Genomic DNA, 15018 nt, shown 5'->3' with positions numbered 1-15018 from the left:
AATTTACTTGCATCTCTCAAATGTATCAGAGGTCCTTTTTCTTTTTATCGTGAACTAATTAGCCATTTTTATAAAGCTCACTTTCAAAATATTTATTGACTGCATATTCTACTAATACACTGAACATTCCTATTATTGGAATAAAAAATAATATACCTATAAACCCAAAATATGAGGTGCATATGACAACTCCTAAAATAATGATAGTTGGATGTATATGAACTTTTTTTCCTATTAATAAAGGCACTAATATGCTTGAGTCTATTAATTGACCAACACTAAATAATAGCAAGACAGCAGTACTTTCAAACCATCCACTAAATTGAGTAATGGCGCTCAAAAATCCGATAATAGTGTATAATAATGGCCCTATATAGGGTATAAATGTTAATGTTCCTGATAAAATTCCAATAGCTACAGAATGCTTCAGCCCAATTATGCTAAGGCCCACGGAGTAAAAGATCATCATGACTATACATACGTTTAACTGTCCCTTTAGGTAATTAGATATAATGAAATCTACTTTAGAAAAATAACCTGCAGCTTTTTCTCTGTAAAGAATGGGAATTAGTTTATTAGCCTTTTCTACAATTGCAGGCCAATCACGTAATACATAAAAAAACACCACAAGCGTAATAGCTATTAATGATACCATGTAAATCAAATTAAAGCTTGAATGTAGGGTCGAGAACTGGCGCGCCTCTTTAGGGTTTGGTGGCTGATCCATTATTTTCATCCTGGGCCTCAATCCAAATTCCCATGTTAACGTTTCCAGCTCCCGCCTCGTCAAACGCAGCATGCGGTTTTCCCGCACTACGCTTTCCTAGCAAGTTCTTTACCAAAGTTTATCACATATTGTGTTGGTGATGCTTTCGGTCTGTAATACCTTATTCTGTAGTCTGAATATAGACCCAGCGTTTTGTATATCCATTCGCTACTCCATTTCTTCCAACCAAACCCTTTCTTTGCTTTCCTGGCTCGCATTAAATTGCGTCTTACCTTCTTTTCCACCCAGTGTTTTACGTAACTGAACTTTCGACTAGAGTTTCCTATCCTAAAGTAGTTTACCCACCCTCTCAATATCGGATTGATGTCATTTATCACTCTTTTTATCGGTTGCGATTTATGGCGCCGAAATATTTCCTTCAACTTGCGTAGCAGGTTTGTTCGTGCTTTCATCTGCGGTGTTTTCCTGACATTCCACTTTCCTTGTTTTGTGATATTCTCTTGAAAATCAAACCCTAGGAAGCTAAATGTTTCTCCTTTCTTTAGGTTAATGACTTTTGTCTTTTCTTCATTTACTCTCACTTCTAGTTTTGCTAATTCTTCTTCCAACCTTCTGTATACTGCTCTTTCTAGCCATTCCCGTTTCGGGTATTCTCTGATCAGTATCACCAAATCATCTGCCCATCTGGCATATTCCATACGTTGGTACTTTCCTTCTTTGGTCACCTCTTTTGCTTTCTCCAACATTTTATCTACCTCATTTAGGTATATATTGCTTAGTAGTGGTGAAAGTGGTGATCCTTGTGCCATTCCTCGTTTTCCTCCTATTTTGAGGATTAGCTTAATCATGCGCATGATTTCTTTGTCATTTATTCTTTTGGCAATCTTTTCCATCAGAATATGATGTCGCACACTGTCAAAGTAGGATTTTAGATCTACGTCAATTACTTTTGTATTGCCTTTGATTGCTGCTTCCGTTACTTTTTGTACTGCTTCATGCGCATTACGCTTAGGTCTATACCCGTATGATCCTTTTTGGAAGTCTGATTCGAATATCGGTTCAAGTATTAGCTTCAGTGCTGTTTGCACTATTCTATCCCGGATGCAGGGTATGTTCAACGTTCTGAATTTTTCTCCAGATTTTGGTATTTCCTTTCTCCGGTTCCTATTTGGGCTATAGGTCTTGGTTATTAATTCGTGTCTTATTCGTTGAAGATACTTTCTTGAGCCCTCTGTCTCTATCGATTCGAATGTCACCCCATCAATCCCTGGTGCCCCATTACTCCTCTTCGTTAGTTTGTAAGCTTCCTCCAGTGTCTCCATTTTACAGACATGAACATGGATTCCCCAGAATCGCCATTCCGGTTCTGCCTTCGCTTTGGTGTATATCTTTCTTCTCAGGTCTTGTAATTTTATCGGCATTTTTGTCATTTTTACCTTTACCTTCCTTTTGTTAAAAGATCCCTGCTAGTAGGGTGCCTTTGCTCCATGAGCGTTACCTCACTTCTTCACTACTACGCACCCATCCGTCACCCTCTCATCTTCAGTTCACTTCCTGTTTTCCAGTTATAGAACCTACCTCTCCAAGGTGTTTCTCCTTGGGATGAGGAGGGCTTCTCCAGTTGCTTTGTATGTCCTCATTGCCATGCTGTTACTAACACCCCGCTGAAGTAGACCAATCGTTTCATTCGTTTTTCGTCTGGTCTATTCTGTCTTCGCCAGTACCAAGATGGCTCGACCTTCAGAATATTCCTTTCGAGGCAATCTGTGCATTCGCTTTCGCTACGGCCTGGTAATTCGCCATTATCCTACGATAATGTTGTCGGTAGGCTTCAACATTTTGGTTTCCCTTTATGCTGCTACCCAAGCTACAGGATTCCGACTTTTATCCTGGTAGGTCTATTTCCTACTGAACAATACTCGCCTTCTCTGGACGCACTTAGCACTTGAATTATAAGATTACTGCCCATGCTAAGAGCATTTATAAAATAAGATATATAATCACTGTAATTTTCTACTAGATTTTTAGACAAGTGATCAAATAAACTATCTTCAGTTTTTATATTAAGAAATTCTAGCACAGAAGGAATCACTTTAAGCTTTAATGAAGGTATCTTATTCACTAAGAAATTTAATATTAAAGTAATTTGAAAATATATAATAGGTAAAACAAATGTGATAACTAATATAAAAGCTATCAATAAGGTAAGTATTATAAAAACTACAGAACATGAACGTGGTATTCTATATTTTTCAAACTTGGTTACTAGCGGGTTAAATAGATGTGCAACAAAAACAGATATTAGACACGGAACAATCATAGGACGCATCAAAAATAATGCCCCTATTATGAAAAGCAGTACACAACAAATAGTTATATGACGTTTTTGCATGTGTTTAGAATAGTTAATTTACCGAAAAATATAAAGTTTTTTGTAAGTACTATCTATTCATTATTTTATTAGGCATGAGATCAGCCAAATTTTCACTCAATTGCCAACTAGATAAAACTCCGTTATGCGGGTTATCTGTAAAGCCTCTCAGATTAACGATCTTAATCGAATTTCTATTTAACAATAGATCATCTACTGCCTTTGCCAATTGTGCAGGATATGGTATTAAGGTGTCTCTTTCATGATTAATGACTACTATTGGTATATTATCATTTTGTAGCTTTTGTATATTGCTTACTATATCAAAATCTAAATTTAGGACCTTAAGCATCTTTTTCAATAAGCATGAGGGCAGTACACTTAAAATTTTTGCTTGAGGAATTGGAAAATGCTTTATTGCATTATGAAAAGAGCTGAAAGTGCTAGTAAAAATAACGCCTCCAAGTTTAATATTTTTGTCTGTAAAATATTTTAATACTTCTGATGCAACTGCTCCTCCAAAGGAATGGCCGAAAAGTATGATGTTTTCAGGTTTTACACCCTTGTCCATTAATTCATTGATTTTTTTTATCGAAGACTGAGATAAGCTTTTATTCTTATTTATAAATGGAATCATGAGTATTGATATAGACAAAAAAGTGCAAATCAAAGCTGCTAATATTGCTGAATTCGCTGTCCTAGACGTCATTGGGTTGGTAAATAATATCAGAGTGGGTGATAATATGGATATTCCTAAAAATAAGAAACTAGCTATTGCGTAAGTTATATAGTTTTGAAATGCAATTGGGTATTTATGTGCATGAGTGTAGAAATTAGACCTATGGAGATATGTAGATCTATCTTGTATATACCTGAACGCATTTTTATAATTATCACCTATTCCATGAAAAAATATAAGATGTATCTCATTTTCTTTATTATACTTAGCAACGTGCATTATTTCCCTCTAACATATATTACACCTAGTAAAAGAATATTCTTTTTTGAGAATTGGATCAAACTTTTTTAAAATGCTAGATAACTTGTATTAACAACGAAAATGATAAGCATGTACACTAACAGACTTGAGGAATACAAGATAGCAGCATTAATAGTTGCAGCAGGAGTAGGCAGTAGATGCAATGCCAAAATCCCTAAACAGTATATAAAACTGGCAGGTAAGTCTGTTTTATTTCACACAATTAGAAAATTCTTAGCTAATCAGTACATAAGTTACATAAGAGTGGTAGTAAATGAAAGTCAAAAAGATTTCTATAAAGAAGTTACGTCATCAACTATAGATACTAAATTGCTGAGTCCAGTATGTGGAGAAAAAAGCAGGCAGAGTTCAGTTAAACTTGGACTGGAGAGTTTGCAAAAGATCAATCCAGATTTTGTTATTATACATGATGCTTGTAGGCCTTTTGTATCAAATATTCTAATAAATAACTTGATTGAATCTATGATTAATGGTCAATATACAGGAGTAGTTCCAGCAATAGAAGTCGAGGATACTATATCGTTGGTGAGTAATAATTTCGTTGAATCTACGATTTCAAGAGAAAAACTTAGAGCCATACAAACCCCTCAAATTTTTAATTTCAGAGAATTATTATCGTGCCATCAGTCAGTCAAAGAATTTACTGATGATTCATCACTAATGGTGGAGCATAAAAAACATGTTGCGATTATTGAAGGTGAGAAAAAGAATTTTAAGTTAACTACAAAAGAGGATATCAATATGGCAAAACTTCTCTTTGGAGAGCCAAAATTCCGTGTCGGAACCGGTTATGATATACATAAATTTGTTAAAATTCAAAATGATGCTAAGAGCTTTATAAAAATTTGCGGTGTGGAAATTGAGCATAATATGGCAATAGAGGCACATTCCGATGGTGATGTTGCAATACATGCAATCGTTGATGCAATACTCGGAGCACTAGGATGTGGCGATATAGGAGAACATTTTCCTCCTAATTCCTCTAAATGGAAGGATTGCAATTCATCTCATTTTCTTGACTTTGCTGCTAAAAAAGCACAGGAAAAAGGATATAGCGTGTCTAATTTAGATATTACTATAGTTTGTGAAGAGCCTAAAATATCGCCTTACAAAGCAGGAATGAAGGAATTCATATCAAAAATATTAGAAATTAATGGTGAATTCGTAAATATCAAAGCAACCACAGCGGAAAAATTAGGTTCTATTGGAAGAAATGAGGGAATAGCAACGTATGCTTCTGTGCTATTGCGTGCAAATTTTTATTGAAGGTAGAAACGAAATAACTTACTTGACAAACTCCACCATTTCACTTCCATTGCAAGGAAAGTGGGAAGGTTTGTCAAGAAATTTCTATGAGCTACTTTCGACATTAATAGCTGATTCAAGTCTTCTATTCAAAATTTTCAATATAAAATCCAATTCATTTGAGTTGTTATAACGTATCATGACTTTACCCTTAGAATTACTGTCATTAATTTTGATCTTTAAACCAAGCTGAGAAGATATAGCTCCTTCTAATGCTGCCATATCTTGATTTTTAGTACAATTATGCTCTTTTCGGTCGTTATTTTGTTGTAAGTCTTTTATCAATTTTTCAGTTTGTCTAACGCTCAGGCCCTGAGAAACTATTCTTTCTGCAAGACTTTCCGCATTTTCAACATTAATCAATGCCCTTGCATGGCCCATAGACAATTTTTTCTCGTTGATCATTGTTATCACTCCATCAGGGAGTGATAACATTCGAGTCATATTGGTTATGTGACTGCGGCTTTTGCCTAAAGTTGAAGCTAGTTCTTCGTGTGTATAGGAGAATTCATCTATTAGTTTCCTATACGCTTCACCTTCTTCTATTGGATTAATGTCTTGCCTCTGTATGTTCTCAATTATCGATACTTCTAAGCATTCCTTGTCATTTAAATCTTTTATGATGACTGGCACACTATCAAGATTTGCAATTTTACTTGCCCGCCAACGACGTTCCCCTGCTACTATTTCATAATCGTCATCATTTGGATCTTTGCGCACCACAATAGGCTGTATAATGCCATTTTTCTCTATCGAACTTGCAAGTCCTTTCAATGACTCCTCATCAAAATATTTTCTCGGCTGAAATTTGCTCGGGTGTAGTAATGAAATAGGTAACCGATCTTCTTTATTATCATAATTATCGCCTATGAGGCCAGCAAGACCTCTACCTAAGCGCCTATTGTCCTTCACGCTGCACCCTCACTTATCAGCTTCTTCTCTTTACAGATGCTCATGTGTTTCTTTAAAATTTCTTTTGCCAAACTTATATATGCTTGTGCACCAGGACACTTAAGATCATATACAATAGCAGGTTTTCCATGAGAAGGCGCTTCTGATAACCGTACATTACGTGGAATAATGGTCTCATACAAGGGGATAATAGTTTTATATACTTTATCATTTAAATATTGGCAAATATCATTTTTAATCTGCTCACTAAGTTTGTTGCGTCTGTCATACATTGTGAGCAATATTCCTTCTATTGCCAGGAAAGGGTTTAGGTTATTTCTTTTTATCAGCTCTACAGTCTTAACTAAATGGCTCAATCCTTCCAGAGCGAAAAATTCACACTGAAGAGGAACAATAATCGAGTCAGCAGCGGTCAGAGCATTGATAGTAAGCAGACCAAGTGATGGAGGGCAGTCGATGATTATGTACTCATAATTATCACGCACTTTCTCTAGAGTGTCTTTTAGTACGAATTTTCCCTGCTCAAGTTGTGATAGCTCAATTTCTGCAGCTGATAAGTCAACCACTGATGAAATTAACGATAAATTTGGAATTTCCTTTATATGAAAAATTGCCGACTCTACCAATTCACTTTCGTTGCTCAGCAGTATTTTATATATATTTTTTTCTTCTCTACTACGATAAGAAACCCCGAGCCCTGTACTAGCATTCCCTTGGGGATCAAGATCTACCAATAAAGTACTTTTTCCCACAGCAGCAAAGGCTGTCGATAAATTTATACTAGTTGTGGTTTTACCAACTCCACCCTTTTGATTTACTATTGCAATGATCTTGCTCACGCCTTTCATCTTATGTATAAAATAACTCTATTGTATATATGCAAGAAATTTTTGCATTAGAAAAATTTTTTTGTTGCCAATCATGCTCAAAGTAAACTGCCTTTTTTTGTCTTGTGTAACACACTTTGAACCTTATTTCCTAACTCATTCAGAGTAAATGGTTTGGGTAAAAAATGGAAGTCTTCTATATTGATTTCATCGCTCTTTAAAAAAGCATCCTCTGCATACCCAGAAATAAAAATAACTTTGATGTTTGGCCTATGTATCAATGTTTCTTTAACTATTTCTGGACCACTCACCTCTGGCATGATTACATCAGTGATTATTAGATCTATGTGTTGATTTTTTTTTCTAATGATCTCTAGTGCCTCGCTGCCTATACTCGCTTCTATTACATTAAATCCTTTTCTTGTAAGAGCCTTAGCAGTAAATTCCCTTACTGAATCTTCATCTTCAATTAATAAAATTATACCATTACCTTTCATCTCTACCGGTTTCTCTATTTCTTTACTATCTTCCTCTTCATCATTTTCATCTGATATGTAAACTATGGGCAAAAATATGCTAAATTTAGTTCCATGATTCACTTTGCTAGCAACATAGATGTATCCTTCGGTTTGTTTAATAATGCCATATACAGTAGAGAGGCCAAGACCTGTACCAGAAGTAATATCTTTGGTAGAAAAAAATGGATCAAATGCCTTTTCAATTATATCACTCGTCATTCCACATCCAGTATCAATCACTTCAATCACAACATAATTCCCATGTTCAATCGTTTCCTTATCTGGAGAAAACATATCCTGAGGTGTAGAATTTAATGAATCAACCTTTTGATTAAAGGTTCGTATAGTTAACTCTCCCCCCTTTTCCATAGCAGCACCAGCATTAACTGCTAAGTTAAGCATAACTTGCTCTAATTGTCCTTGGTCAGCCCTAACAGCACCCAAATCGCTACCATAATAAATATTAAATTTTATATTTTCACCTATTAATCTTTTGATCATTTCATAAAGATTAGCTATCGTACCATTTACATTAATAATCTTTGGCTGCAAAGTCTGTCTTCTTGAAAAAGCAAGCAGTTGTCTTACTAAATTTGACCCACGTTTTGCATTTTGCTGTATCTGTATTATATCTCCAAAAGATGGATCGCTAGCTGAGTGCTGGAGTAAAAGCAAATCACAAAATCCTATTATTCCGGTTAATATATTATTGAAATCATGTGCAATACCACCTGCTAACTGCCCTATAGCTTGCACCTTTTGATAATGCTCAAGTTTTATCTCTAGTTTTTTACGTTCAGTATTATCAATAAAATAACAAAGTATGAACATCACTTTATTATGAAGAAACTTATTAAAATATATTTTCATGTTATTACCGCCATTGAGCTGCACATCAAAGGACGCATTATTTATCCTATTACTTGAAAAATATTCACGCACTTTCATATGATAACCATCTGATATCAATGCAAAGATAGAACCATTATTTGACCCCGCAAGTTTTACTAATGCTATATTTTTCTTTATAAAATTGCCATTTATGTCGCATTGTGCAATAGCAATTGACGAATTTGTAAAACAAGGGTGTAGTTGATAATCAACAATATTTGATTCAGTTGGTGTTATAAAGCCGTGTATATAGCTATGATTGTATTTATCACAAAATATAGCAGTACTCATATAAGCCTTAAATGGAGCACCGCTTATAGTAAAAAACATAATTTCATTTTTGGTTATTGTATCGTCATACTTAGATTGAGATATAAAATCATTGATTGAGCTACCTTTTTCCAATTTTTTTAGTTCAAACATGTCTAAAAATCTTTTATTTACAGATAAGATACCTCCTTTTGTATTTGCAACGTAAGTTGCTATATTGTGTTTCTCTATCAACTCTTCATATACCTGCTCTTTGTTTACCTGTGTTGCCTTCAGTACAAAATACCCACTCGGTCTTGCTATTGGGGCTAATGATAAATTTAAAATCTTATTACTATTTATAGCAATTTGTGGATTATCCGGTATTGGTTCAGAGAGCAAAAGAAAGTTAGATATTCTACTCTTCTTGCTTAAGGAAATGCATACTTTTACAGAAGTGTTATTTCTTAACGCATGATAGAGTGATTTTCTGTCTTTTTCTGAAACATCTCCTGCTTCAAGAATTTTATCTAGCGTAACATCATCGTTTATGTGATCTTTAAACCTTTCGTAGAACCTCGCATCAGCATAAATAATACCCTCATCTTTATGTAAAATGAGACAAAACTCTGTATTATGATTCAGCGCATTTGCAAATATTGCATTTTGAAACTCTATGATATTAAGTAGATACTTGTAACGTTTTATATTATATACCACAAAGAGAGTCATTAGAGTACTAATTAATAAATTAATCTCTATATTAATATGCTGACTATATACATTAGAAAAATAGAGTACTGATATTGCTATTGGAGGTAAGAACATAATGACTGCCATCACAATAATTGACATCCCATAATTTCTTAGTATGAAGTCAACTCTGTTCTCTTTTTTGTTATCTATGTATCTTTTACTCATTATTATTGCTTGGCATCCTTGCGCATATAAAAATATTCTACTATATTGATTTAATTATTATAGATTTATTAACATCCTTGATGGGTAGTTACTGTCCCAATCTAATTAAGTCCTGTAAATATAGAGTACAATAATATTAATAAGCCAACAGAAGGCATTATGGAAAAACAAAAGACACAAGCATTTGAATGGTTCTGCGCACTGAGAAACAAGATCACCGAATCTTTCTTATCAATTGAGGTACAGTCATTCACAGAACCAAAAATCGAAAAAAGAAAGTGGAACCGACCAGGTGGAGGAAGTGGTGAATCTACAATTATCTTTGGTAATATTTTTGAAAAAGTTGGAGTAAACGTTTCAAGAGTATACGGAAAGCTCGCAGACTCAGCCATTAATGAAATTCCTGGTGCAAGTGAAAGCAATGGAGAGTTTTGGGCAAGCGGTATATCTTTAGTGTCTCACATGCAATCTCCCCTTATCCCTGCAGCACATATGAACACAAGGCTGATATATACCTCAAAACAATGGTTTGGTGGAGGAATGGACTTTACTCCAATTTATAAAGATGAGGGAGATTGCAAGTATATTCACGAATCAATTAAAGCAACTTGCGATGAGTTCAACATTGAATATTATCCGAAATTTAAAAAGCAATGTGATGATTACTTTTTTTTACAACATAGAAAAGAGCCACGTGGTATTGGTGGAATTTTTTATGACAATCTAACTTCTGGCAACTGGAAAAATGATTTTGAGTTCACAAAAGCAGTAGGTGAAGCCTTTTTAGAAATTTACTTACACATCATACACAAACATATGCAAAAATCTTGGACAAAAGAACAACGAGAAGAACAATTGATAAAACGTGGCAGATATGTGGAGTTCAATCTTCTTTATGATCGTGGTACAAGGTTTGGTTTAATGACTAATGGTAACCCCGATGCAATTATGATGTCGATGCCGCCTCTTGTCAAGTGGGTGTGAAAAGCGGTTATTAATATAAAATAAATCGTTATAGTTTAAAATTGTACCACAATGGTGAGCTTTTGTATAGAGGGGTACAATCATGGGTATAGTAGATAGTTTTTTAATTAAATCCGCTAGAAATAGCAATATAAGAGGCGTGAGGCTAGCTTTAAGTCTTCATAATATAGTAAACAGCTTTGAAAAACTCTTTTCTAGAATTAATCCTTTTAGGAACAAGGGGTCATTTGACTTGAATAATGATCAAACTTTAAATCGAGCTTTAGAGTATGCAGTAACAAATCTTGATCATAATGTAATGACGTTACTTATTAGTGCTGGAGCAAATATTAATGAAATAAATAATAGTATAGGAAATGTAATCCTTCAATACAAAATAGCATCAGAAGCTATACAGTACGGAGATAAGGACAGTCTCAAAGATCGTAAAGAAAAATGTTGTTTAGTGCTTGGTGAGCTAATAAAAAAAGAAAGAAAAGAAATATTGGAGATTTTGAAACAAACGGAAAGTTGTGACAAGCTTAAAGAGGAAGTAGAGCTAAAATTTAAGGCCAACTCACCTAAAAAACCTCCTAGAATTTTTGAGCATGATGATATTTTACTTTTAAAAGAGCCCATTTATGATGAGGTATATGACGCTAAGGTTAGTAACTCATTAGAAGAGTTGAGCGTATCGGAAGAATCCATTTATGCTGAAGTATATGATTTGCATAAAAGATCTACTGAAAATTTATCATTGAAAGATAGTGGTTATTCTAGTATATCAGGAGAACCTATTTATGAAGATGTAGATGATTTCTCAGAGCAAAAAAAGCCCACTAGCTTAAATCATAAAGAGCAACCAGAGCCTATTTATGCTAAAGTAGATTTATCGAAAAAGAGATCAGAAAGACAAGCAAAACATATAAAAGATAATTCTGGGACTTATCATGGATTAGTGAAGGATAAAGTGAATAATTTGCAAGTAAAACTAAATGAGCAAAGTGCTAATAAGCCAGCGAGTCAGAAAATCAAGACCAAGGCTGGCTTTAACGTAAAAGAAATAAGGCAAAATTTTGAGCGTAGAGATTCTGGATACGATTCTGGCTATGATTCAGATACAAAAGTTGAACAAAAATTAGATTTAGGATCTAAAGCTCCTAAATCTGAGATAGGTTCAGTAAGCATTGAACATGGGGTAATAGGAGGCTGTCGATATAAAATCACTGATATATCACTCTAACTGTGTGATTCAAAATAATTGAATTGACTTTATATGTATAATCGATATAACTCAGTTAGATTCAAGTCGACTCTTTCGTCTAGTGGTTAGGACACCACCCTTTCACGGTGGTAACACGGGTTCAAATCCCGTAAGAGTCACTCAAACAGAATGCAAATAACTAAAGTTTTGAATGAAAAAAATTAGGCTTTATGTTGAAGAAGCTTTATCACAAAATGTAAGTTTGGCGCTTCATCCACGACAAAGTCACTATATTTACAATGTAATGCGGCTTAAGAAGCATGATAACATCTATCTTTTTAATGGGAAGGATGGAGAATGGTTAGGAGAAGTAGTGAATATATCAAGTAAATCGACAAAAATTATAATAAAAGAACGCACTAAACAACAACAACATGAAAAAAATCTATATTTGTATTGTGCTCTGGTAAAAAGCGGCGCCTTAAGCAACATAGTAAGACAAGCAACTGAAATGGGAGTAACCTGCATTCAATTTATTTCAACAGAACGTACAGTAGTAAAAAACATTAACCTAAGTAGAGCGAAATTACAGGCAATTGAAGCTGCGGAACAATCCGGTAGGACAAGTATACCACAGATTTTTCTTCCTATTAATTTTTGTGAATTATCCGATTCCCAGAATAAAAATTTTGTTTTGTGTGATGAAACAGGTGAAGGACAACCTCCTAATAAAGTTCTAAAAGGCAAGAAAAACGTTGCTATTATTGTTGGCCCCGAAGGTGGTTTTTCATCTTACGAACTTGATTCTGCCAATAAATTTTGTCAGAAACTGAGTCTAGGAAAAAGAATTTTGAGAGTTGATACTGCTGTAGTTGCTGCATTAACCTTCACCAATTGGTATAGCTAGATTTTTTAATATGGCTCGTGCAACTTGACACTCTATATAAAGAAATCTGCATTATATTTTTCCTAAAAGAAATAAATGAAACTTGCATTTTTCCGAACTATCGATACTCTTAGTAAAGAAGTCGGGGCGTAGCGCAGCCTGGTAGCGCATTTGGTTTGGGACCAAAGGGTCGGGAGTTCAAATCTCTCCGCCCCGAGATGGCTTTGTTGCATGGCTCAAGTAAAAAAAACTGGAAGTTACTGACAGAAATCATTATAAAACAGGTATTTAACCACCAATATGCCAGTCAAAATGAAGGTCAGTAACTGCTACGAATATAACAAATTTCTTCAAAAAAGAGGAAATGTTTTTCATTTTGTTAATCAAGCCATAGAAAATTGGTATGAAAATAGTCCAAAAGTTGCAGGTGGCAATAACATTTATAGTGATAAAGTTGTAATTTTGATACATATAGTAGTCCATTTTTTTAGGATTGGCTTAAGACAAGCAGTTGGTTTCGTAAAAGGTTGTATAGAGCAAATGGGAAAAGACCTCAAAGTCATTAGCTATACTCAAGCTTCTAGAAGATTCAAAAAGCTTAACTTGAAAATTGATGATTGTAGAATTGATAAAAATGGTATGGAAAACATTGAAATAGCTATAGATAGCACCAGTATTTGTATCTATAACAACACCCATCAACGTAATAAAGAAAATGCAAAAGTAAGAAAATATAATGGATATGATCAAGTAAGAAAGTTACATATTATTTTAAGTATAAATAATAAAAAAGTTATAGATATGAAGTACACTAATGGTACTACACTTGATTATCATGCGATATGTTAAAGGGAACAGTAGATAAATATAATATTTCATCTGTTCGCGCAGATGCAGCTTATGATAAAGCTAGTATGTATAAAGTGTGTAAAGGACATAATATAAAACCAATCATTCGACCAATAAAAGGTGCGAAAATCTATGAGAAAATTGATTATCAATTAGAAAGAAATAGCAACATTAATGTGATTAAATTATGTGAAAACTATGAGAACGGTATAAAGAAATGGACACAAGAAACAAAATATGGACTAAGATCCTTTGTTGAATGTTTTTTCTATAGGTTGAAAAAAACGTTTGGGTTTAGTCTCAAGAATAAATACTTGCTTCAACCTTGAGAAAAATCCTTCTATGTAAGATCTTTTTCCATAAATTGCTTCCTTTTTCCACTCTTTTACACCATCTTGTCCATATAATTTTATTAACCTAATAGCAGCATTTCTGTCAGACATATAATCTATTTTTGAATGTTCTGCTGCATCCTTTTTTGGTAGAACTTTTGTCTTTATATCGTATTTCTTACACAATTTATAAAGTTTTTGCCTATCGTATGCCCTATCTGCATATAATGCTTTTCTGCATATAATGCTTTTATTTTGTGCTGAAAATTAACTTCTTCAAGCAAATCGCAAGTGGTCAGAGTAGACGCCATTACTGTATCTTGCAGCTATAGCTTTTTTACTATTCACACTTAACATAACATGTAACTTTCTTACTTGCTCGTAGCTTCGGTACTTTCTATCTGCACTGTTTTCCTTACTGTGGCCAGGAGTGTTACTGTAAATTTGTGCTATCTATGATAATTTCAATATTTTCCATGTTGCTTTTATCAATCCTGCAATCATTTATCTTAATATTAAGTTTTTTTTGATGCTTGTGAATAGCTGCAAATTTTTTCCTATTTGTTGCAGATATCCTTTTACAAACCCTACCGTTTGTCTTAAGCCAATTCTAAAAAGATTAACGATTATATGCACCAAAATCACAACTTTATCACTATAAATATAGTTGCCGCCCTGCATTTTTGGACTATTTTCATACCAATTTTCGATAGCTTCATCGATGTAACGAAAAATATTCCCCCTTTTTTCAAGGAATTTGTTATATTCGTTTTGGTTACTGACTTTCATTTTCTGTGGCATATTTTTTCTTCAACAGTTAAATGGCTGCTTTATTTTGAAACTTGTTTGAGAAATGTAGCTATAAAAACCGCAGGTACCAGTTGGTTTTTATTAGCTAAAGTAAAGGTCAAATATCTGGAATTCTGGACATAAAATCCCCCTGTAAAAAAGATTAGAAAAAAATGCAGTGCACATACGACAGATATACACTGAAGAATACATTTTTAATAAGTTTGATTAAAAAGTCTGCAGACTAAAGATAGATTTTGAGCTCTTAAAATAT

Annotated in this window: 9 protein-coding genes, 2 tRNA genes and 4 pseudogenes; 7 read left to right on the top strand and 8 right to left on the bottom strand. The window is 34.0% G+C overall.

The annotated features are described in order from the left end of the window. Positions 1-58 precede the first annotated feature (58 nt). From OPR30_RS00270 to OPR30_RS00255, 4 genes and pseudogenes are all read right to left on the bottom strand, one after another. Positions 59-682: pseudogene (locus OPR30_RS00270) on the bottom strand (AI-2E family transporter); the annotation flags it as partial. A 131-nt stretch (positions 683-813) separates the two neighbouring features. After that, positions 814-2157 carry a group II intron reverse transcriptase/maturase gene (gene ltrA / locus OPR30_RS00265; RefSeq protein ID WP_007302360.1) on the bottom strand — a complete coding sequence of 448 codons (1344 nt, stop codon included), beginning with the start codon at positions 2155-2157 and terminating at the stop codon, positions 814-816. A gap of 500 nt (positions 2158-2657) precedes the next feature. Beyond that, a pseudogene (locus tag OPR30_RS00260) lies at positions 2658-3119 on the bottom strand (AI-2E family transporter); the annotation flags it as partial. 49 nt (positions 3120-3168) lie between these two features. Beyond that, entirely contained in the window at positions 3169-4056 is an 888-nt protein-coding gene (locus tag OPR30_RS00255) for an alpha/beta hydrolase family protein (RefSeq protein ID WP_265030737.1), read from the bottom strand. Positions 4057-4158: 102 nt separating this feature from the next. On the opposite strand from OPR30_RS00255, the gene ispD reads away from it, so the two are divergent. Beyond that, on the top strand, positions 4159-5364 hold the full coding sequence (gene ispD, locus OPR30_RS00250) for a 2-C-methyl-D-erythritol 4-phosphate cytidylyltransferase (protein ID WP_265024840.1): 1206 nt from the start codon (positions 4159-4161) through the stop codon (positions 5362-5364). Between the two features lie 84 nt (positions 5365-5448). Here ispD and OPR30_RS00245 read toward each other — a convergent pair whose 3' ends face one another. The 3 genes from OPR30_RS00245 to OPR30_RS00235 all read right to left on the bottom strand — a co-directional run bounded on the left by OPR30_RS00245 (position 5449) and on the right by OPR30_RS00235 (position 9721). Further along, on the bottom strand, positions 5449-6315 hold the full coding sequence (locus tag OPR30_RS00245; RefSeq protein WP_265024839.1) for a ParB/RepB/Spo0J family partition protein: 867 nt from the start codon (positions 6313-6315) through the stop codon (positions 5449-5451). Next, positions 6312-7154 (bottom strand): ParA family protein, encoded by an 843-nt coding sequence (locus OPR30_RS00240; RefSeq protein ID WP_265031128.1) that lies wholly within the window; start codon positions 7152-7154, stop codon positions 6312-6314. The genes OPR30_RS00245 and OPR30_RS00240 overlap by 4 nt, the downstream gene beginning before the upstream one ends. 86 nt (positions 7155-7240) lie before the next feature. Further along, positions 7241-9721, bottom strand: a complete 2481-nt coding sequence (locus OPR30_RS00235; RefSeq protein WP_265030736.1) for a response regulator — start codon at positions 9719-9721, stop codon at positions 7241-7243. 159 nt (positions 9722-9880) lie between these two features. Here OPR30_RS00235 and hemF point away from each other — a divergent pair, with 159 nt between their 5' ends. From hemF to OPR30_RS06360, 6 genes and pseudogenes are all read left to right on the top strand, one after another. Beyond that, the gene (hemF, locus tag OPR30_RS00230; RefSeq protein ID WP_265030735.1) at positions 9881-10705 is read left to right on the top strand and encodes an oxygen-dependent coproporphyrinogen oxidase; all 825 of its coding nucleotides are present in this window, start codon (positions 9881-9883) and stop codon (positions 10703-10705) included. 82 nt (positions 10706-10787) lie between these two features. Further along, positions 10788-11927 (top strand): hypothetical protein, encoded by a 1140-nt coding sequence (locus tag OPR30_RS00225; protein WP_265030734.1) that lies wholly within the window; start codon positions 10788-10790, stop codon positions 11925-11927. Positions 11928-11995: 68 nt separating this feature from the next. After that, positions 11996-12067, top strand: a tRNA-Glu gene (locus tag OPR30_RS00220). A 32-nt stretch (positions 12068-12099) separates the two neighbouring features. Further along, positions 12100-12795 carry a 16S rRNA (uracil(1498)-N(3))-methyltransferase gene (locus OPR30_RS00215; RefSeq protein ID WP_015588133.1) on the top strand — a complete coding sequence of 232 codons (696 nt, stop codon included), beginning with the start codon at positions 12100-12102 and terminating at the stop codon, positions 12793-12795. Positions 12796-12917: 122 nt separating this feature from the next. Then, a tRNA-Pro gene (locus tag OPR30_RS00210) sits at positions 12918-12991 on the top strand. Between the two features lie 95 nt (positions 12992-13086). Then, positions 13087-13934 (top strand): annotated as a pseudogene (locus OPR30_RS06360) (IS5 family transposase); the annotation flags it as partial. Here OPR30_RS06360 and OPR30_RS06355 read toward each other — a convergent pair. Further along, positions 13932-14756 (bottom strand): annotated as a pseudogene (locus OPR30_RS06355) (transposase); the annotation flags it as partial. The pseudogenes OPR30_RS06360 and OPR30_RS06355 sit on opposite strands and share 3 nt — an antisense overlap. Positions 14757-15018 lie beyond the last annotated feature (262 nt).

Source organism: Wolbachia endosymbiont (group B) of Athalia cordata (assembly GCF_947251845.1).
Taxonomy (GTDB): domain Bacteria; phylum Pseudomonadota; class Alphaproteobacteria; order Rickettsiales; family Anaplasmataceae; genus Wolbachia.
This window is presented reverse-complemented; position numbering and strand designations above follow the sequence as displayed.